The organism is Burkholderia sp. Bp9140 (genome assembly GCF_003853425.1).
Taxonomy (GTDB): Bacteria; Pseudomonadota; Gammaproteobacteria; order Burkholderiales; family Burkholderiaceae; genus Burkholderia.
Genome location: NZ_QTPQ01000012.1, coordinates 12,575 through 32,488, shown reverse-complemented (window position 1 = coordinate 32,488; position 19,914 = coordinate 12,575). Strand labels below are relative to the sequence as shown.

Annotated in this window: 20 protein-coding genes; 8 read left to right on the top strand and 12 right to left on the bottom strand. The window is 69.6% G+C overall.

Annotated elements, in window-relative coordinates:
* Positions 1-76 precede the first annotated feature (76 nt).
* From DIE21_RS12185 to DIE21_RS12175, 3 genes are all read left to right on the top strand, one after another.
* Positions 77-1,264 (top strand): porin, encoded by a 1,188-nt coding sequence (locus DIE21_RS12185; protein WP_124497947.1) that lies wholly within the window; start codon positions 77-79, stop codon positions 1,262-1,264.
* A gap of 282 nt (positions 1,265-1,546) precedes the next feature.
* Positions 1,547-3,568 carry a BCCT family transporter gene (locus DIE21_RS12180; protein ID WP_124497946.1) on the top strand — a complete coding sequence of 674 codons (2,022 nt, stop codon included), beginning with the start codon at positions 1,547-1,549 and terminating at the stop codon, positions 3,566-3,568.
* A 58-nt stretch (positions 3,569-3,626) separates the two neighbouring features.
* Complete coding sequence (locus DIE21_RS12175; protein WP_124497945.1) at positions 3,627-3,944, top strand: hypothetical protein; 318 nt, start codon at positions 3,627-3,629, stop codon at positions 3,942-3,944.
* An 87-nt stretch (positions 3,945-4,031) separates the two neighbouring features.
* On the opposite strand, the gene DIE21_RS12170 is transcribed toward DIE21_RS12175, so the two are convergent.
* Positions 4,032-4,880: a class I SAM-dependent methyltransferase gene (locus DIE21_RS12170; protein WP_124497944.1), complete on the bottom strand. Its 849-nt coding sequence runs from the start codon at positions 4,878-4,880 to the stop codon at positions 4,032-4,034.
* A 179-nt stretch (positions 4,881-5,059) separates the two neighbouring features.
* Between DIE21_RS12170 and DIE21_RS12165 the strand changes: the two genes are divergently transcribed.
* The 3 genes from DIE21_RS12165 to DIE21_RS12155 all read left to right on the top strand — a co-directional run bounded on the left by DIE21_RS12165 (position 5,060) and on the right by DIE21_RS12155 (position 8,413).
* Positions 5,060-6,523 (top strand): metallophosphoesterase, encoded by a 1,464-nt coding sequence (locus DIE21_RS12165; RefSeq protein WP_124497943.1) that lies wholly within the window; start codon positions 5,060-5,062, stop codon positions 6,521-6,523.
* A gap of 170 nt (positions 6,524-6,693) precedes the next feature.
* Positions 6,694-8,040: a cytochrome-c peroxidase gene (locus tag DIE21_RS12160; protein WP_260432449.1), complete on the top strand. Its 1,347-nt coding sequence runs from the start codon at positions 6,694-6,696 to the stop codon at positions 8,038-8,040.
* A gap of 97 nt (positions 8,041-8,137) precedes the next feature.
* Complete coding sequence (locus DIE21_RS12155; protein ID WP_124497941.1) at positions 8,138-8,413, top strand: hypothetical protein; 276 nt, start codon at positions 8,138-8,140, stop codon at positions 8,411-8,413.
* A 144-nt stretch (positions 8,414-8,557) separates the two neighbouring features.
* On the opposite strand, the gene DIE21_RS12150 is transcribed toward DIE21_RS12155, so the two are convergent.
* Positions 8,558-10,042 carry a PLP-dependent aminotransferase family protein gene (locus DIE21_RS12150; RefSeq protein WP_185642762.1) on the bottom strand — a complete coding sequence of 495 codons (1,485 nt, stop codon included), beginning with the start codon at positions 10,040-10,042 and terminating at the stop codon, positions 8,558-8,560.
* A 203-nt stretch (positions 10,043-10,245) separates the two neighbouring features.
* On the opposite strand from DIE21_RS12150, the gene DIE21_RS12145 reads away from it, so the two are divergent.
* Positions 10,246-10,596 (top strand): hypothetical protein, encoded by a 351-nt coding sequence (locus DIE21_RS12145; protein WP_124497940.1) that lies wholly within the window; start codon positions 10,246-10,248, stop codon positions 10,594-10,596.
* Between the two features lie 143 nt (positions 10,597-10,739).
* Here DIE21_RS12145 and DIE21_RS12140 read toward each other — a convergent pair whose 3' ends face one another.
* The 8 genes from DIE21_RS12140 to gtdA all read right to left on the bottom strand — a co-directional run bounded on the left by DIE21_RS12140 (position 10,740) and on the right by gtdA (position 17,235).
* Positions 10,740-11,162, bottom strand: coding sequence for a DUF6691 family protein (locus DIE21_RS12140; protein ID WP_124497939.1), 423 nt, complete (start codon positions 11,160-11,162; stop codon positions 10,740-10,742).
* 1 nt (position 11,163) lies between these two features.
* The gene (locus tag DIE21_RS12135) at positions 11,164-11,598 is read right to left on the bottom strand and encodes a YeeE/YedE family protein (RefSeq protein WP_124497938.1); all 435 of its coding nucleotides are present in this window, start codon (positions 11,596-11,598) and stop codon (positions 11,164-11,166) included.
* On the bottom strand, positions 11,588-11,938 hold the full coding sequence (locus tag DIE21_RS12130; RefSeq protein ID WP_124497937.1) for a helix-turn-helix transcriptional regulator: 351 nt from the start codon (positions 11,936-11,938) through the stop codon (positions 11,588-11,590). The genes DIE21_RS12135 and DIE21_RS12130 overlap by 11 nt, the downstream gene beginning before the upstream one ends.
* Positions 11,939-12,057: 119 nt before the next feature.
* A complete protein-coding gene (locus DIE21_RS12125; protein WP_124497936.1) occupies positions 12,058-13,419 on the bottom strand; it encodes an aromatic acid/H+ symport family MFS transporter in 1,362 nt (453 codons plus the stop codon).
* Between the two features lie 76 nt (positions 13,420-13,495).
* Positions 13,496-14,704 carry a 3-hydroxybenzoate 6-monooxygenase gene (locus DIE21_RS12120; protein ID WP_124497935.1) on the bottom strand — a complete coding sequence of 403 codons (1,209 nt, stop codon included), beginning with the start codon at positions 14,702-14,704 and terminating at the stop codon, positions 13,496-13,498.
* A gap of 19 nt (positions 14,705-14,723) precedes the next feature.
* Complete coding sequence (maiA, locus tag DIE21_RS12115; protein ID WP_124497934.1) at positions 14,724-15,365, bottom strand: maleylacetoacetate isomerase; 642 nt, start codon at positions 15,363-15,365, stop codon at positions 14,724-14,726.
* Between the two features lie 25 nt (positions 15,366-15,390).
* Positions 15,391-16,089, bottom strand: coding sequence for a fumarylacetoacetate hydrolase family protein (locus tag DIE21_RS12110; RefSeq protein ID WP_124497933.1), 699 nt, complete (start codon positions 16,087-16,089; stop codon positions 15,391-15,393).
* A 99-nt stretch (positions 16,090-16,188) separates the two neighbouring features.
* On the bottom strand, positions 16,189-17,235 hold the full coding sequence (gtdA, locus tag DIE21_RS12105; protein ID WP_124497932.1) for a gentisate 1,2-dioxygenase: 1,047 nt from the start codon (positions 17,233-17,235) through the stop codon (positions 16,189-16,191).
* 164 nt (positions 17,236-17,399) lie between these two features.
* Here gtdA and DIE21_RS12100 point away from each other — a divergent pair, with 164 nt between their 5' ends.
* Complete coding sequence (locus DIE21_RS12100) at positions 17,400-18,344, top strand: LysR family transcriptional regulator (RefSeq protein WP_124497931.1); 945 nt, start codon at positions 17,400-17,402, stop codon at positions 18,342-18,344.
* Positions 18,345-18,390: 46 nt separating this feature from the next.
* On the opposite strand, the gene DIE21_RS12095 is transcribed toward DIE21_RS12100, so the two are convergent.
* Together DIE21_RS12095 and DIE21_RS12090 are read right to left on the bottom strand one after the other, a co-directional pair.
* Complete coding sequence (locus tag DIE21_RS12095; protein ID WP_124497930.1) at positions 18,391-19,659, bottom strand: FAD/NAD(P)-binding oxidoreductase; 1,269 nt, start codon at positions 19,657-19,659, stop codon at positions 18,391-18,393.
* Positions 19,656-19,889, bottom strand: coding sequence for a 2Fe-2S iron-sulfur cluster-binding protein (locus DIE21_RS12090; RefSeq protein WP_011658575.1), 234 nt, complete (start codon positions 19,887-19,889; stop codon positions 19,656-19,658). Before DIE21_RS12090 ends, DIE21_RS12095 begins: the two co-directional genes overlap by 4 nt.
* Positions 19,890-19,914 lie beyond the last annotated feature (25 nt).

Here is a 19,914-nt window from a genome sequence, read left to right as displayed (position 1 = left end):
GACATGCGGCCTGCCCGTCCACCAAAGAGGAGGCCATTCAGCCTCCCGCTCCCTTGAAGAGACTTGGAGATCGACAATGAAAGCATCGCATCACCGTTATGCAATCCTGATTATTTCGGGCGCGACACTCGGCGCTTGCGCCGCCCATGCGCAGAGTAGCGTGACGCTGTACGGCGTGGTCGACGATTCGCTCGCGTACGTGAACAACCAGCAGGGCCACTCGAACATCTACATGCGCGACGGCAACCTGTATGCGTCGAAGTTCGGGCTGCGCGGCGACGAGGATCTCGGCGGCGGCACGCACGCGATCTTCGACCTTCAATCCGGCTTCAACCTCAACACCGGCGCGCAAGCGGCCGCCGGCACGATCTTCAATCGCCAGGCATACGTCGGGCTGCGCAACGATCACTACGGCACGGTGACTGCCGGCCGCCAGTACACACCTTACTTCCTGCTGGTCGGCCCGTACGCGTCGAGCAGCTGGCTGACCGGTGCGACAGGCGCGCATCCGGGCGACATCGACGGCCTCGACACGACGATCCGCGTGAACAACTCGGTCACATACACGTCGCCGACCTTCTCCGGACTGACCGCGAGCGCGATGTACGCGTTCGGCGGCATTGCCGGCGCGACCGGCAAGGGCAACACGTTCAGCGCCGCGCTGCGCTATGCGAACGGGCCGGTCGGAATCGCGGCCGGCTACCTGCGCGTCAACAGCTCGGGTTCGTCGGCGGGTTTCCTGAACCCGGCGACCGCGGCATCGGGCAGCTTCGCGGTGTCCGTGCTGAACCAGGGCTACCTGACCGCGAAGGCCGTCGAGCAGGTCGCGGCCGCCGGCAACTACACGCTCGGCGACCTGACGCTGGGCGTCAACTACTCGAACGTGAAGTACCTGCCCGGCAACGGTTCCGCGTTCACGGACACGGCCGTGTTCAACACCTACGGCGCGCTCGCCGCGTACCGCTTCACGCCGACGTTCTCGGTGGCCGGCGCGTTCGCGTACACGCTCGCGTCGAAGGCGAACGGCGTGTCGAACGCGGCCCGCTACCAGCAGTATTCGCTGAAGGAGTCGTACAGCCTGTCGAAGCGCACGACGCTCTATGCGCTGCAGGCATACACGCATTCGAGCGGACAGACGCTCGGCGCGCAGGGCGCCGGCCACATCGTCGACGCGGCGCCGATCGTCGGCGATTCGCAGCAGCTCACGCCGTCGACGACGCACGGCCAGTTCGTCGGCATGGCCGGTATCGCCGTGACATTCTGAACCTTCACGGCCGCGCATCGCCCGCTTCCGGCCCCGGACGATCCGCATCGTCCGGGGCCGGTTTCCGTTCCTCGCCCTCTTCCTTTCGCACGCTGCACGCAGCGTGCGGGTTTTCGCGATCGCCCCGATACCTTACAATTCGTCAGGTTGATCCCTGCTGCATGCCCCTTCTTGCAGTCCTGACACCGCGGTACACTCGACGCACGCCGTATCAGGGTCCGACGCGCGACGTGCGCGCCGGGCGGCGTCGCGCCTCGTTGCGCCCACAACTGGATGCCTGCCATGCCAGAATCCCGTCCCTCGCCCCGCACGACGTTCAAGCCGCAGGTCGTGCTGCCCGCGCTCGCGGTCATCGGCGCCCTGCTCATCGTGTGCGCGCTGCACCCGAACGAAGCCGGTGCGCTGTTCTCCTCCGGCCAGCAATGGGTCGTCGCGCGTTTCGACTGGTTCTACGTGCTCGCCGTCACCACCTTCCTCGTGTTTCTCGTGCTGATCGCGGCGAGCGACTTCGGCCACATCCGGCTCGGCCCGGACGACGCCGAGCCCGAGTTCAGCTTCCTGTCGTGGACGGCCATGCTGTTCGCGGCAGGCATGGGGATCGGCCTCATGTACTTCGGCGTCGGCGAGCCGATGCAGCACTTCCTGAAGCCGCCGACCGTCGACCCCGGCACGCCTGCCGCCGCGCGCGAGGCGATGCTGATGACCTTCGTCCACTGGGGCTTCCATGCGTGGGCGATCTACGGGCTGATGGGGCTCGTGCTCGCGTACTTCGGCTTCCGCTACAACCTGCCGCTGACACTGCGCTCCGGGCTGTATCCGGTGCTGCGCGAGCGCGTGAACGGCTGGATCGGCCACACGGTCGACGCGTTCGCGCTGGTCGGCACGGTCGCGGGCATCGCGACGACGCTCGGCTATGGCGTGATGCAGTTGAGCGCGGGCCTGCATGGGGTCGCCGGCTGGGATACGAGCGGGAACGCGTTCCGTATCGGGCTCGTCGTGATCGTCGTGATCCTGGCCGGCGCATCGGCCGCGAGCGGCCTCGACAAGGGCGTGCGGCGGCTGTCCGAGCTGAACCTGCTGCTGGCGTTCCTGCTGCTCGCATTCGTGGTCGTCGCGGGCCCGACGTCGTTCCTGCTGCGCGCGCTCGGCGACAACATCGGCCAGTACCTGTCGAATCTCGTCGACCTGTCGTTCCGCACCTATGCGTACGCCCCGCCGCGCGAGGAAGGCTGGTTCGGCGGCTGGACGATCCTCTACTGGGCGTGGTGGATATCGTGGTCGCCATTCGTCGGCATGTTCATCGCGCGGATCTCGCGCGGCCGCACGATCCGACAGTTCGTGATCGGCGTGTTGCTCGTGCCGACCGCATTCAATCTCGTGTGGATGACGGTGTTCGGCAACAGCGCGATCTGGCTCGACACGCACGGCGCGGCCGGTGCGCTCGCGCAAACGGCGAGCAATGTCGATGCGTTGCTGTTCCGTTTCTTCGATTTCCTGCCGCTGCCGCAGTTGCTGTCGATCGTCGCGATCGTGCTGATCGCGGTGTTCTTCGTCACGTCCGCCGATTCGGGCGCATTCGTGATCGACCAGATCGCGACGCGCGGCGCCGCGCATTCGCCGGTCTGGCAGCGGCTGTTCTGGGCTGCGCTGCTGGGTGTGACCGCGGCCGTGCTGCTGGTCGCGGGCGGGCTCGGCGCGCTGCAGGCGATGACGTTGATCGCCGCATTGCCGGTTGCCTTGATCATGCTCGCGCTGTGCTACGGGCTGTGGCGCGGGCTCGCGGCCGATCGTGTGCACTATTCGCAGGACGTCGCGCCCGCGACGAGCTTCTGGACCGGCCAGCACTGGCGTCATCGCCTGACGCACATCCTGCGGCAAACGACCGAGGCCGACGCACGCCAGTTCGTCGCGGATACCGTCGAGCCCGCGCTGCGCAAAGTCGCCGACGAGTTGCGTGCGGGCGGCGTCGACGCGCACGTGCAGCGCGACAGCGAATACGCGGTGCGGCTGACCGTGCCGACCGCGGAACACCGCGACTTCGTCTACGGCGCGCGCGTGACGGCGAAATCCGCGGCCGCGTTCCTCGTACGCGAGGCGGCCGAGCCGGAAGCGGCGCGTCCGCACGTGTACGGCATCGTCACGTTCTTCGAGGATGGCCGGCTCGGTTACGACGTCGAATACCTGCGCGGCGACGAACTGATCGCCGACGTGCTGCGTCAATACGAACGCTACGTCTCGCTCGCGGCCGACCAGCGCACGCATCTGCTGAGCCGCGCGCCAGGGCACGCAACGGAGGCCGAATGAACGAGACCGTCGCGTTCATCGCGTCGAGCCAGCGCGCGGCACCCGACGGAGCCGCACGATGAACGCCCTCCTGAACGACCGCACCGGCGACGTCGTCGCACTCGCCACGCTCGCGGTGCTGTACCTCGGCGGCGTCGGCCTCGCGCTATGGCGCATTCGCACCGCCGCGCCGCGCGGCAAGGTCTACTGGATCATCTGCATCGCGCTGCTGGCCGGTGGCGCCATCGCGATAACCGCGAACCTGTCGCCGGTGCCGAACAGCGGCGAAATGCCGCCGGGTTTCGCGCTCGGCGTCGAGGCGGTGCTGCTCGGGCTCGGGCTCGCGCTCGTTGCGGCCGGCTGCGCATGGCTGATGTTGCGCGCGAGGCGCGGCTGATACACGCCCTTCGCACGGCGCGGCCTGGTCACGCGCAAACGACAACGCGCGTGCCGAACGTCGCGCCGCCGCCCTTCTCCCGATGCGTCATGCAGACGGCGCACGCGCGGTGACGAGCCAGCACGCGGCGTCGAAGCGCACGTCCGCGCCCTGCAGGTAGCCGTCGTACTCGGCGCGAACCGTCTCGATCACTCGACGCCGCGTCGCGTCGTCCGCGTGCTGAAGCGCGAGCCCGACCGGGCCCAGCCGCGCGATATAGTCGTCGAGCGCGGACGCCGGCAACGCACATGCCGTGTCGATCGCCTCGATCGCGATCTCGGCCCAGCCGCTGTCCGACAACACCGACGCGATCCGCTGCCGGTCGCCGAACGCGAATTGCCCCGGCGCGCCGGGCTGCCGCGCCGGCAGGTTCGGCAGCAATGGCGCCGCGGCGCGCTCGGCCGTCGTCATGAACGGATTTTCGCCCGCGCCGCGCCATGCGACGAATCGCAATTGCGCGTTCGCGCGCGCCGCACGCCGCAGGTTCGCGAACGCGCGAACCGGATCGTCGAAGAACATCACGCCGAAACGCGACACGATCAGGTCGAACCGGCCAGGCGCGAACGCCTGGGTCTGCGCGTCGGCCTGCACGAAGCCGACGTCAGCGCCGCCGCGTGCGGCGCGTGCCCGTGCGGCGGCGATCATCCGCGCCGAGATGTCGACACCCGTACAGTGCACGTGCGCGCCAAGCCGCCGTGCAATCGCGAGGGTCACCGCGCCCGTGCCGCAACCGACGTCGAGCACACTGCGGGCGGACGCCGCCACCGCCGCGTCCGCGAGCCGTGTCTCGAACGGCTCGAACATCCGGTCGAGCGAACGCTGCGCGTCGACCCACGCAAGCCCCGACCGACCGTTCCACAGCGCAGACTGCGCTTCGTTTGCCCGGTTGTCTTTCATCGTCGATTCTCCTTTTGTCCACGTCGTTGACCGTGATCCGGACTATGCTGCTTCAAGCCGGCTTGAGGTCAAGGCCGCGACCGCGATACGAACGTGCGTCGAGCGCCTGCCGTCCCGCGCTTTTCACATTTCTTACATTCGTGTTGCGTATCGTTGACGGCTTTCCCACGGTGCCTCCCATGCGACGATTCCTCTCGTGCGCGCTGTTCGTGCGCTGCGCTCCGCTTGTTGCCCTCGCGGCGCTGTCCGCGTGTTCGAATCACATCGATACGCCTGCCGACCCGGCCAGTGCCGCGATCAACGTCGAGGCCGCGTGGGTCGAGATCGGCGATGCGAACCAGGCGATCGCGCGCGTGATCACGAACTACCGGCCCGCGTCCGCGAGCGATCCGCTGTGTCCGCAACTGTCCGTCGACGGCAAGTTGTCGCGCATGACGCTGCGCGCCGGCGCCGCGACCGTCGCGCAACGGACGACCGCCAGCGACCCGGCCGACTCGAAACCGTCGAGCTTCCCGGTGTCCGTCTGCGAAACGACGCTGCCGGCCGATGCGCAGACGGCGAGCGTCGCGGGCCGCGCACTGCCGCTGCCGAAAGCGCAGCCGCAGCGCATCGCGATCATCGCCGACACCGGCTGCCGGATGAAGAAGGCCGACAACGCATGGCAGGCGTGCAACGACGCGACGGTCTGGCCGTTCGGCACGATCGCGGCGAGCGTCGCGAAGCTGTCGCCGGACCTCGTGCTGCACGTCGGCGACTATCACTACCGCGAGAATGCATGCCCGCCCGACATCGCCGGCTGCAAGGACAGCCCGTGGGGCTACGGCTGGGACACGTGGCAGGCCGACCTGTTCCGCCCGGCCGCGCCGCTGTTCGCGAAGGCGCCGTGGGTGCTCGTGCGCGGCAACCACGAGGAATGCGCGCGGGCCGGCCAGGGCTGGTACCGCTTCCTCGATCCGCGGCCGTATGCGGCGGCCCGTTCGTGCGACGATCCGGCCAACGACAACGACGCGAACTACTCGGATCCCTATGCCGTATCGCTCGGCGGCGGCACGCAGGTGATCGTGTTCGATACCGCGAAGGTCGGCCGCAATCCGCTGAAGACGACCGATGCGCAATTCCGCATCTACCAGAAGCAGTTCCAGACGGTCGCGTCGCTCGCCTCGAAGGCCGGCATGACGACGACGATCTTCACGAACCACCATCCGATCCTCGCGTTCGCGCCGATCGCCGGCAGCACGCCGGCGCCGGGCAACCTCGCGCTGCAGTCGGTGATGTCGAGCCTGAACGCGCAGGCGTATTACCCGCCCGGCATCCACGTCGCGCTGCACGGGCACGTGCACGACTTCCAGGCGATCAATTTCTCGTCCGGACATCCGGCGACGATCGTGTCCGGCAACGGCGGCGACAACCTCGACGTCGCGCTGCCCGATCCGTTCCCGGCCGGCCTGACGCCCGCGCCGGGCGCCGTTATCGAGCGGCTGTCGCACAACAACAGCTTCGGCTTCCTGATCATGGAGCGACGCGCGGCGCCGGCGACGGGCTGGGTGTTCCATGCGTATTCGGCGGCGGGCAAGCTGCTCGCGTCGTGCGACCAGTCGGGCACGACGCTCGCATGCGACAAGACGGGGTTCATCACGCCGTGAGCGACGAAGTTCGACTGCATGACGGTTTGACGGGTTCGATCGGCCGCCGGCGACGGATGGCCGGATCGCGGAGGCGGCCGGTTTCGTCCGCGACTTGCGCCGAGCGTTCGGTTTGCGCGTCGGTGCCGGTCGCCGGCACCGGCCGGACGGTACGCGTACTTGCCGCCGCCGTGTTCACCGGTGTGGCGCTCGCAGCCCACGCCGCACCGTCCGACACGACCCTGCTGCCCGGCGCGCCGCCGGCGCGCGTCGTCGGCACGATCGGCAACGGCACGCCGCAGGTGACCGGCAAGGTCGACGCGGCGACTGCCCATTTCGCGCCCGACCCGACGCTCGTCGCGCTCGGCCGCCGGATCTTCTTCGATCCGCGGCTGTCCGAGCCGCGCGGCATGTCGTGCGCGGGCTGCCACGATCCGGCGCGCGCCTTCGCGCCGACGCTGTCGGCGGCTTCGCTCGCGGGGCCGGGCGTGCCGGAAGGCAGCCGCCACGGGCGCTTCAGCCAGCGCAACGCGCCGTCGCTGCTCTACGTGCGCTACGTGCCGCGCCGCCACTTCTACCAGGACGACGACGCGCCCGCGCCGTCGCCGTTCGGCGGCCTCTTCAGCGACGGCCGCGCGGACACGCTCGCCGAACAGATCCGCGGGCCGTTGTTCGATCCGAACGAGATGAACAACCGGTCGCCGGCCGCGCTGCTGCGCAAGGTCGACGACACCGAACTGGCCGGCGATCTGGCCGCGCGCTTCGGCGCATCGGTGCGGCGCGATCCCGAGCAACTGGTGCGCGCGCTGGGCTCCGCCGTGGAGGCCTATCTGCAGAGCGACGACATGGCGCCGTTCACGTCGCGCTTCGACGCCTTCCTGCGCACGCGCAAGCCGCTCGCGCCGGCCGAGATGCGCGGCCTGGCGCTGTTCCGCAATCCCGACAAGGGCAACTGCATGAGCTGCCATACGCTGTCGGAGACGTCGAGCCGGCCCGAGCGCTCGCTCTTCACCGATTTCGGCTACGACGCGATCGCGGTGCCGCGCAACCGTGCGCTGCCCGCGAACCGCGATCCGCGCCATTTCGACAACGGCCTGTGCGACACGGCAACGCGGCTGCGCTGGCCCGAGCCGACGCAGTGGTGCGGCTACCTGCGCACGCCGGGGCTGCGCAACGTCGCGGTCAAGCAGACGTTCATGCACAATGGCGTGTTCACGACGCTGCGCGACGCGGTCGCGTTCTACAACACGCGCTCGACCGACCCGGGCTACTGGTATCACGGCGCCAGAACGTTCGACGACGTGCCGGCCGCGTATCGCGGCAACATCAACGTCAATTCGACGCCGATGAACCGCCGGCCGGGCACGCCGCCCGCGCTGACCGACGCGGAAATCGACGACATCGTCGCGTTCCTCGGCACGCTGACCGACGCACGCTACGCGAATCTCGTCACGCCCGCCGCACCCGCGGCTCCCGCGGCACGTGCCGCCCGGATCGCCGGCCCGCCGGTCGTCCGGACCGCCGCGCCGGCACGCTGACCCTGGCCGAACGGCCAGGCGCATGCGCGCCCGCTTGCGGCCGCCTCGCATACTGGTTATATTTACAGTACTGTATTTATGAACAGTGAGGTGCGCGATGGAACATCTGGTCCGTATCGTCAACGACACCGATCGCCAAATACTGGCATGGCTGCGTGCGCAGGTCGGCGACGCCCGCGTCGAGCGCGCGGCGCGCCAGCTCGGGCATACGCGCAAGCCCTTTCCGTCGGCGGTATGCCGGTATCTGGGCATGAGCGCGCCGGCCACGCTGCGCCAGGCGGAGCGGCCGCGTGCCGCACGCGACTTCTCGGTCGGCGATCGCTACCTGTCGCTGATCCGTCAGCACCTCGCCGCGCATGCGGTCGGCCGATGAAATCGCCGAAATCGTATCGCCGGCGCGTCGCCGCGCGGCGGCCGGCCGGGGTGAGCGCGGCGTGCCGGTTCGGCCGGCCCGTGCCGCCGTCGCGACAGCCAAGCCCGGCCGTCAACGCGCCCGCCCGGCCGATACCCGCCCCGCTTACGCAGCGGCCGCCGCGTCGCGTATCAGCTGGCCGAGCGTTTCGATGGCCGCTTCATGGGCCGAGTCGAACACCCGCGTGCACGCAAGCCGGATATAGGCATCGAAGCGATCGGAATTCGAGAAGATCGAGCCTGGCGCGATCCTTACCCCGCATGCCAGCGCTGCATCGAACAATGCTTCGGAATGCACGCCGTCCGGCAGCGCGATCCACAGCAGCATGCCGCCGGGCGGCCGGTTCATCCGCGTGCCGGCCGGAAAATGGCGCGCGATCGCATCGATCGTCACATCGCGCTGCACGCGAAGCTGTTCGCGAAACCGGTGCAGGTGGCGATCGAACGCGCCCGAGCCGACGAATTCGGCCGCGACGGCCTGCAGCAACGCGGCGTTGTGCCGGCTGTGCGCGAACTTGAGCATCTTCACGCGCGCGTGCCAGCGGCCCGCGCTCATCCAGCCGAGCCGCATCCCGGGCGCCAGGACCTTGTTGAACGACGGGCAGTAGATCACCGTGCCGTCGCGGTCCCATGCCTTCACGGGCTTCACCGCGTGCGGCGCTTCGACGAGTTCGCGATACGGCTCATCCTCGATCACGGCCACGCCGCGGCGCGAGCACAGTGCGACCAATGCGGCCTTGCGTTCGTCGGGCATCACGCTGCCGAGCGGGTTCTGCAGGTTCGGCACGACGACCACGGCCCGAATGTCCGGGTACGCGGTCAGCGCCACGTCGAGCGCTTCGAGCGACAGCCCGGCCGTCGGGCTGGCCGGAATCTCGAGTGCGCGCAGGCCGAGGCTTTCGAGCAACTGGATCAAGCCGAAAAAGGCCGGCGATTCGATCGCGATCGTGTCGCCGGGGCGTGCCACCGCGCGCAACGCGAGATTCACGGCATCGACGCCGCCGCTCGTCGACATCACGTCGTCCGGCGATACGGTCACGCCGTACGACAGCGCGCGCTTGGCCATCGTCTGCCGGAATTCAGGCGACCCGCCGACCGGTCCCGCGTCGGTGAGCAGCGTCGGCCTGCGCCGCAGCAGCCGGATCGCCAGCGCCTGCAGGCGCTCGGCCGGATACAGCGTCGCCAGCGCGGACGCACCGCCGAGGTTCAGCGCATCGGGTTTCGCGTTCGCGCGATCGATCACACGCGACACGCGTTCGTGCAGCCCCGCGAACGGCGGCTCGACGCTCAGCGGCGGCCCGTCGCTTTCCGGCAGCGTGTCGAGCGTGGCGGCCGCGCGGCGCCGCACGAAGTAGCCCGAGCGCGGCCTTGCTTCGCACCAGCCCGTATCCTCCAGCCGCCGGAACGCCTGGATCGCGGTCGACAGGCTCACGCCGTGCTGCGCCATGAACGCGCGCACGGACGGCATCCGGTCGCCGGGCGACAGCGTGCCGGCCGCGATGATGCGGCGGTAATGCTCGGCGAGACGTTCGTACAGCGGCTCGCCGGCCATCGGCAAAGGCATGCGGGACGGGGCGGTGATGGGCGTCATGCGGGTGATCGTGCCCGCACGCCCTGGCGCACGCCAGATACAGATTCGGGGAAAACCCACCGATACAGCGAGTCGAAATCGCCGCCTGTACCGCAACAGATTCCCGTCCCCTGAATCTGTCCCGCCCGCGCGCGTTTCCCTAACCTGATTGCACGCCGTCGCCCCGCCATCGCGGGGCTGCGCAACCGGGAAAAGGACTCGCCATGCGAACGCAAGACATCCGGCTCGACGCCGGGCAAAGCCACTTTGCGTGGTTCGACAAGGGCAGCCAGGTCATCGTGCTCGACGGCGCGCTCGCGGTCACGTTGCGCCACGGCGGGCTCGACTGGCTGCCTGATGCGCCGCAATACGTCCGCCGCGTGCTCGACGAAGGCGAATGCCTGACGATCGAGACGGCCGGTCACGTGGCATTGACTGCCAGCGGTGCCGGGCCGGTCGACGCGGCCCTTGCGGTACCCGCCGCCCGGGCGGGCATGTTCGCCGCGTGGCGCGCGTGGCTGCACCGGGTGTCCGCGCAGTTGTTCGGCGAGCGGCATGTACGCGAGCAGTCGTGACGCGCCGGCTCGCGCCGTCGCCGGTATCGTCATGCGACCACCGTGTCGCCCCACCCGGCAGCGAGCGCGATCGTGTCCCGCGTCCTCATCGCGCGGGACCGGTTCACCCGGGCCGGCAGCTCCGGCCGCCGCCGCCCATCCTGCTACCGCACCTTCCGCGAACGCTCGATCCATTCGAACGACGCCATCCCGGCCAGCATCGCGACGACGAACACGATGCCCTTGACCGACCCAAGACCGATCGACACGAGCGCCGGCCCCGGGCAGAACCCGGCGAGCCCCCAGCCGATGCCGAATACGGCACTCCCGGCGACGAGCCGCACGGTGATCGTCCGTGCTGCCGGCCACTGGATCGGCAGACCGAGCCACGAGCGCGTGCGGCGCTTCGCCCATGCGAACGCGAATACGGCGATGCCGATCGCGCCGGCCATCACGAACGCGAGCGACGGATCCCAACGGCCTGCCAGGTCGAGAAAACCGAGCACCTTCTGCGGGTTGGCCATCCCCGACACGATGAGACCGACGCCGAACAGCAACCCCGCCAGAAACGCGAATCCTGCCTGCATGTCAGCCTCCGAGCACGTGTCGCCGCACGAATACCGTCGCGAAGCCCGCGACCATGAACACCGCCGTCGCGACGATCGAGCGCGTCGCACCGCGCGACAGCCCGCAGACCCCGTGACCGCTCGTGCATCCGCCCGCATAGCGCGTGCCGATCCCGACCAGCAGGCCGGCCGCCAGTAACTCGCCCCATCCTGCATCGACCTGCGGCGTCACGGCGGCACCGGCGATGCGCATCATCAGCGGCGCGGCAACCAGCCCGGCGACGAACGCGGCACGCCAGTCGCGCTCCGCGCCACCGGCCGTGAACAGGCCGCCGACGATGCCGCTGATCCCGGCGATTCTCCCGTTGAACGCCACGAGCCACGCGGCGGCAAGCCCGATCAGCACGCCGCCGGCAAGCGACAACCCCGGCGTGAAATGAAGCGAATCAAGCTGCATGGCGCTTCCCCTTCGCGGCCGGGCCGCAGAACTGTTCGTACAACACGCCCATCACCGCGATCGCGGCCGGGCTGTCGAGCGAATAGTGGATGTTCTTGCCTTCGCGGCGCGTGCGGACGAGTGCGTTGTCCCGCAACACGCCGAGCTGCTGCGACAGCGTCGGCTGACGGATATCCAGCCGCGCCTCGAGATCGCTCACGCAGCGTTCGCCCTGCGACAGTTCGCACAGAAGCAGCAGCCGGTCGGGATTGGACAGTGCCTTGAGCAGCGCGCATGCCGATTCGGCGGCTGCGCGCATCTGGTCGGGCTCGGGCGGCCCGGCGGAAGGATGGGCTTTCATGACGAAGGCGGCAGACGATTAACAAATCCATATTATATCAATTTATATATCATGGATTCGCGCCATCATCCTGTGCCATCACCCGGAAGGCGCCATCAACACCGCCCTGCCGTGCACCCCTACGCCTGTTCTCCGGCAATCGCATCGGCCGCCGCGGCCCGCTTCGCGCCGGCCCGCACCGCGCCGAGCGCCAGCACCGCGATTCCCGCGATCACGCACGGCGCCGCGACGCATGCGAACGCGGTCGGCAGCGGCAGCCCCATCGCGAGCATCGCCCCGCCCGCCATCGAGCCGACGACCGATCCGCCGCGGCCGATCCCGTTCGCCCAGCTCACGCCCGTGGTCCGGCATTCGGTCGGATAGAACGCGGCCGACAGCGCGTTCGCGCCGACCTGCGAGCCCGACACGCAGAAGCCGGCCGCGAACACGGCCAGCGCGGCACCGGCCGGCGACGCGGCCAGCACGCCGATCGCCGCGACGAACACGCCCGCCGCCGCATAGCTGCAGGCAAGCACGCGGTGCGGATCGAAGCGGTCCATCAGCCCCCCGAGCACGATCGCGCCGAGCGTGCCGCCGACCTGGAACATCGCGGTCACTCGCGCGGCCGTCTGCAGCGTCGCGCCGGTCGTGCGCAACAGCGTCGGCAGCCAGCTCGACAGCAGGTAGATGACGAGCAGGCTCATGAAGAACGTGAGCCACAGCAGCAGCGTGCCGCGCAGCAGATCGGCGCCGAACAGGCTGCCGAGCGGCGACCCGGCCGGCTTGCCGCTCGGTGCGATGAACGACGCGTGCGCGAGATGCGGGTCCGGTGCGATACGCGCGAGCATCGCCGCGATCCGCTCGCGCGCCGCGCCGGTGTTGACGAGGTAGCGCACCGATTCCGGCAGCCGCCACGCGAGCACCGGCAGGAGCAGCAGCGGCGCGGCACCGCCGCCGACGAGCACCGCTCGCCAGCCGTCGCGCTCGATCAGCGACGCGGCCGCGAGCCCGCCGAGCGCGGAGCCGATCGTGAAGCCGCAGAACATCGTCGTCACGAGCAGCGAGCGCCGCCGCGCGGGGCAATACTCGGACGTCAGCGTGATCGCGTTCGGCATCGCGCCGCCGAGCCCGAGGCCCGTCACGAAGCGCCACGCGATCAGCTCGGTCAGGCTGCCCGCGCTCGCCGACGCGGCACTCGCGATGCCGAAGCACGCGACACAGGCGAGCAGCAGGCGCTTGCGGCCGAACCGGTCGCCGAACGGCCCGAACACGAGTGCGCCGGCCATCAGCCCGGCGAGCCCCGCGCCGAATACCGGCGCGAGCTGCGCGGGCGACAGGCCCCATTCCGTGCGAATGACGGGCGCGATGAACCCGATCGATGCCGTGTCGAAACCGTCGATCGCGACGATCAGGAAGCACAGCGCGACGATCGCGGCCTGAAACGGCGCAACGCGATGCCGGTCGATCCATTCGCTGACGTCGATGGACAGCGTATCGGTCATGATGGTGTCTCCTCCATGAAGGCGGTCGCGCGCGATGTCGTTGGAATGCGCGCCGCCGGATTCGGGCTGAAACGCGTCAAGCGACGGACTTCAGGCAATCCTCCGCACGCCAGCCGTGCAGCCAGTCGAGCGCATCGTAGAACTGCGCCTGCGTGCGTCCGACCCACAGCGCGTTGCGCACCTGCCGCTCGACGCCCTTTGCGTGATAGATCCGCCCCATCTCGCGCGCCGAATACAGCACGCGCGCGGTGCGTGGAATCCGCACGCGCTCGTACAGCGCAAACGCGGCCTCGAAATCGCCGCCGGTCCGCGCGACGGCCGCGCCGAGCGTCACCGCATCCTCGAGCGCCTGGCACGCGCCCTGCGCGATGTACTGCGTCATCGGATGCGCGGCGTCGCCGAGCACCGTCGCGCGGCCCGCGCTCCAGCGCTCGACCGGGTCGCGATCGGCGGTCGCCCAGCGCTTCCACGACGTCGGCCGGTCGAGCATCTGCTTCGGCAGCGGATGAATGCCGTCGAAGTACGACAGCACTTCCTCCTTGCTGCCCTCGCGCACGCCCCAGGTTTCCTGCTCGCGGCTGTGGAACGTGACGACGAGGTTGTATTGCCGTCCGCCGCGCAGCGGATAGTGGACGAGATGGCAATGCGGGCCGGCCCAGACGACCGGCGCGTTGATCTGCAGATCCTTCGGCATGTTGTCGACGTCGACGACCGCGCGGTATACGACGTGCCCCGTCACGCGATGCGCGTCGCCGATCAGCGCCTGCCGGATCGCGGACTTCACGCCGTCGCAACCGATCACCGCGTCGGCGCGATAACGCTCGCCATGCTGGTCGATCACGGTCACGCCGGTGTCGTCCTGCTCGAACCCGCACACCTGCGTGCTGGTCCGGAATTCGATCAGCGGATGATCCTTGACCGCCTCGTAGATCGACAGGTGGATGTCCGCGCGATGGATCACCGCATACGGGTTGCCGAAGCGTTCGCGATACGCGGCACCCGTATCGATGCACGCGACTTCCCGCGCATCAACCGCATCCATCAACTGCAGCCGGTCGGTGAACACCGCGCGGCCGCGCGCGGCCTCGCCGACACCCAGCGCGTCGAGCGCGTTGAACGCGTTCGCGGCAAGCTGGATGCCCGCGCCGATCTCGCCGATTTGCGCGGCCTGCTCGAGCAGCTTCACGCGAATGCCCTGGCGCGCGAGGGCCAGCGCCGCCGCGAGTCCGCCGATGCCGCCGCCGATCACGAGTACGCGCCGGCCTGTGTTGTGTGTCTCGCCCATGTCTGTCTCCTGCTTCGTGTTACGCGACGTAGTCCGGTTGCCGCTGCGGCTGCGCCGCGTCGAACGCCGGCTCGCGCCGCGCGTGTTCATAAACCGCGAGACTGCGCGGATAGGCGCTCAGGTCGCAATCCATCCGCAGCGCGTTCGCGACCTGCGGCACGAGGCACACGTCGGCGAGCGTCGGCGCATCGCCGAAACACCACGGGCCCGTGTCCGCGCGCGCGAGCAAGCGCTCGACGCCGGCCATGCCTTCCGCGACCCAGTGCCGGTACCACGCACTCTTTTGCTGCGGCGTGACCTGCAGTGCGCTGTCGAGGTAGCGCAGCACGCGCAGGTTGTTGACCGGATGGATGTCGCACGCGATCAGCGTCGCAAGTTCCAGCACGCGCGCGCGCAGATGCGGTTCCAGCGGAATCAGCCGCGGCGCCGGATGAATCTGGTCGAGGTAGTCGATGATCGCGAGCGACTGGCCAAGACGGAAATCGCCGTCGACCAGCGCCGGCACCGACGCCGACGGATTCACCCGCGCGACGTAGCCGGCCTCGCGGTGCTCGCCCGTGCGGATGTTCACGGGCAGCGTGTCGTACGGCAGTCCTTTCAGCGCGAGCGCGATGCGCACCCGGTAGGATGTCGAACTGTTGAAGAAGCCATGCAGTTGCACGATGTCGCCTTTCGAGGAAGATGCGTCAGACCACGCGCACGGTCAGTTCACCGAGGCGCTCGACGCCGACCTTCATCACGTCGCCCTTGACCACCGCGCCGACGCCTTCCGGCGTGCCGGTGAAGATCACGTCGCCCGGTTCGAGGCGGAAGAACCTCGACAGGTCGGCGACCGTTTCCGCGACCGACCAGATCAGGTGCGACACGTCGCTCTTCTGCTTCGTCGCGCCGTTGACGGTCAGCCACACGCCGGCCTGCTCGACATGACCGACTTCACTCGCCGGATGCACGGGGCCGATCGGCGCGGAACGGTCGAACGCCTTGCCGATTTCCCACGGCCGGCCCATCTCGCGCATCTTCATCTGCAGGTCGCGGCGCGTCATGTCGAGGCCGACCGCATAGCCCCACACGTGCTCGAGCGCGCGCTCGAGCGGGATGTCCGCCCCGCCCTTGCCGATCACCGCGACGAGCTCGGCTTCGTAGTGGTAGTTCTGCGTCTGCGACGGATACGCGAGATCGAGCGTTTCGCCGTACGCGACCGGCACGACCGAATCGGCCGGCTTGCAGAAGAAGAACGGCGGTTCGCGATCGGGATCGAAGCCCATTTCGCGCGCATGGGCCGCGTAGTTGCGGCCGACGCAATACACGCGGCGAACCGCGAAGCGGGCGTCGCTACCGGCGACGGAAAGCGCCACCGGCGCTTCGGGCGGGAAAACGTAAGTCATGAACGGCTCCAGCGTAGGCATGAATGAAGGAACGCGCGCCGCCTCGGCGGCGCATCGGACGAATCGAACGGATCGGAAGGATCGGGAAAAACGGCCGCGTCAGTCGCGCGCTTCGCGCAGCAGGTTCAGCGCGGACAGCACGGGCCGGTCGGAATAGCTGAACAGCACGCTGTCGGACGATGCCGACAACCGCACCGGCACCCACGACGGCGCGACGAAGATGTCGTGCGGCTCGAACGCGAACGCGTCGCCGCCGATGTGCGCCGTGCCGCTGCCTTCGACGACGCAGTAGATCGTCGCGTCGGTGCTGCGATAGGTGCGGCCGTCGAAGCCGGCGGGCAGGAACTGCATGAAGGTCGCGATCGTCGGCATCGGCCAGCCGCCCGTCGCGGGGTTCACGTAGCGCAGCTTCACGCCGTCCCACGCGTCGAGTTCGCCGTTGCGGTACAGCGCGTCGAGCGCCTCGCGGGTGCGTGCATACGGATAGCTGAACACCGGCGACGTCGGGTCGCTCGCGCGATGCCGCACCGGCACCATGTTGTGGCCGAAGCGCGCGTAGCTGTCGCCTTCCGCGCGGCTGACGGGCTGCTCGGCTTCCGAATGGTTCTCCGCGAAGCCCGCATCGAGGTTCGCGACCAACGGAATGTCGAGCCCGTCGAGCCACACGACCGGCTCGCCGCCGTCTTCCACGGACGGATTGCCGTGGTCGTGCCACGCCCACGACGGCGTGATGATGAAGTCGCCCGGATGCATCGTCGTGCGCTCGCCGTTCACCGCGGTCCACGCGCCCTTGCCTTCGACGATGAAGCGCAGCGCCGACTGCGTATGCCGGTGGCTCGGGGCGATCTCGCCCGGCAGGATCAGCTGCAGGCCCGCGTACAGGGTCGGCGTCATGCTCGACTTGCCGGGCAGCCCCGGGTTCTCCAGCACCAGCACGCGGCGCACGGCTTCTTCCGCGCTGATCACGCCGCCGGCCTGCAGCACCAGGTCGCGCACCTGCGCGTACTTCCAGATCGCGGCCTGCGCGGCCGGCTGCGGGGTTTTCGGCACGAGGTTGTGCAGCGATTCCCACAACGGCGCGAGGCGCTGTTCGGCGATCCGTGCGTAGTAGTCGGCGCGCGACGTATCCGGGTGTCGGCTGGTCATGATGTCTCCTTGAGGCGGCCGATCGCGGTCGGCGCTGTGTCGGGTCGGGGACCGCGTGCCGCAGTCCGTTAGCGCATTTATAGTCGACGCAGACATACCCGGTAAAATGACGAAATCATCTAATCCATATAATTTTTGATATACCTTCCGATACGGAGTGCACGATGGACTGGACCCACAGGCTGCGATTGCGACACCTGCAGGTGCTGCTGAGCCTGGCCAGCACGGGCAACCTGAGCCAGTCGGCGGCGGCGCTCGCGACCACACAGCCCGCGCTGTCGAAATGGCTGAAGGAGCTGGAAGAGGACGTGGGACTGCCGCTGTTCGAGCGGCACGCGCGCGGTTTGCGGCCGACGGCCTACGGCGACGCGCTGATCGAGCACGCGCGCCGCGTGGAGGCGCAGCTCGACGTCGCGCGCGACGACATGGCCGCGCTGCGCGAAGGCGGCAGCGGCCTGGTCACGATCGGCACGTCGGGCGTCGCGGCGGCCGATACGGTGCCGCTCGCGGTGTCGCAGCTGCTGAAGCGAATGCCGCGCGCGCAGGTGCGGCTTGCCGAGAGCACGATGAACCAGCTGATGCCGCAGCTCGCGCGCGGCGAGCTGGACATCGTCGTCGGCCGCTCCGGGTCCGCGTCCGTCGATCCTCACCTGCACGCCGAAGCGCTGTATGTCGATCCGGTGGTGTTCGTCGCGCGCCCCGATCACCCGCTCGTCGGCACGGCATCCGTCGGCTGGGACGAGGTGCTGGCCTGCTCGTGGATCGTCTGGCCGCCCGGCACGCCCGTGCACAACGCGCTGCAGGTCGCGCTGACGGCCGCCGGCCGCGTGCAGCCGCCGCACTGCGTCGAATCGAATTCGTCGATCCTGAACCTCACGCTGCTGAACAACACCGACCTGCTGGGCGTCGCGTCGCATCGTGCCGCGCGGCGTTTCGAGCAATTGAACGCGATCCGCATCCTGCCGATGCAGCTCGAGGGCCAGGGCGCGGTGTCGATGTACTGGCACCCGGACAGCGCGAATCGCGCGGCCGTGGCCGCCGCGATCGAGTGCCTGCGTGCCTGTGCGGCGCCGCAGGTGGGCGGATGGGAGAAAGTGAAGGTGGAGTGAGTGGCGAAGCGGCCCGGCGCGAACCGCGCCGCTTCACCGTGACGCGTCAGGCGCCGTCGCAGGTCGCCGTGTCGTCCAGCATCAGCGTGCCGACCCGCGCGGGCACGAGCGGCGTGCGCGGCACCGGCGGCGTCCAGCCGAACAGCGCCTGCGCGGCCGCCCCGCACACGCGGCCCTGGCACGCGCCCATCCCGCAGCGCGTCTGCAGCTTCGCGGCCGTCCAGCCCGGCGCCGGCGCGACCGCGTCGAAGCGCACGTCCTCGCAACGGCACAGCAGCGTATCGGGCCGTGCGAGCCGGCGGATCGGCTCGCGGATCGCGAAGCGCTCGCGCACCGCGTCCGCGAACGCCTGCCAGTGCGCGCGTCGCGCGACCAGCGCGGCCAACGGCGCCGTCTGCCCGGTGGCCGCGCAGCCGGCGATCTCGCCTTCGATCATCGCCAGTTCGCTACCGCCGACACCCGTGCACTCGCCCGCCGCGAAATAGCCGTCGCGGCTCGTGCGCTGGTGCGCGTCGACCGCGACCGCGCCGTTCTCGATCCGGCAGCCGAGATGGCTCGGCAGCACGGTGTTCGGCACGAGGCCGAAGCCGCACGCGAGCCGGTCGCAGTCGACGTCGAACTCGCGCTCGCCCTGCCGGATCCGCACGCGTTCGAGCCGCTTGTCGCCGAACGCTTCGACGACGTATGCATTGGGCCGGTAGGCGGCCGTGACGAGCTTCGCGGCCTGCGCGAGTTTCGACGGCCAGCGCCACAGCCCCGCGCCGAAACCGGCGACGTCGCTCCACGCAGCCTGTTCGAGCACGTGCGACACCTGCGCGCCGGCCTGGCGGGCTGTCGCGGCGCTCGCGAGCAGCAGCGGGCCGCTGCCGGCGATCACCGTGCGCTGCCCGCGCACGTCGAGGCCGTACTTGATCAGCGCCTGCAGGCCGCCCGCGCCGGTGACGCCCGGCAGCGTCCAGCCCGGGAACGGCAGCAGCAGCTCGCGCGCGCCGCAGCACAGGATCAGCGTGCGGAATTCGAGCAGGAAGCCGCGCGCGTCGTCCTCGAGCAGCAGCGTGCCGGGCTGCGTTTCGGCGACGATGCGCGTGGCCGCGAGATGCGTGACGTTCGGCTGCCGCAGCACGGCAAGGCGTTCCGCCGCGGCCGGCACCGGCGTGGCGTGAGCCGCCTGGCGCCAGATCTGCCCGCCCGCGCGCGGGTTGTCGTCGACGATCGCGACCGTGGCGCCGCTTCGTGCGGCGGCCCGCGCGGCCGACAGCCCGGCCGGGCCCGCGCCGACGATCGCGACGTCGACGCTCAGTCGTTGCTGTTTCATCGCGTGCGCTCCACCCGCATCCCGTCGCGGCACAGCGTCTGGCAAGCCAGACGGCGGCGCCCGTCGATCGTCATCCTGCACTCCTGACAGATGCCCATACCGCAAAACGGCGCACGCGCCGCACCCGTGCACGACACGCGCGTCGTGTCGTCGCCGCTCGCCGCGACGGCGGCCGCGACGGTCGCACCGTCGGCCACCGTCAGCGCGCGGCCGTCCAGATGAATGATCATGTCAGCCTCCGCCGGGCCGCCCCAA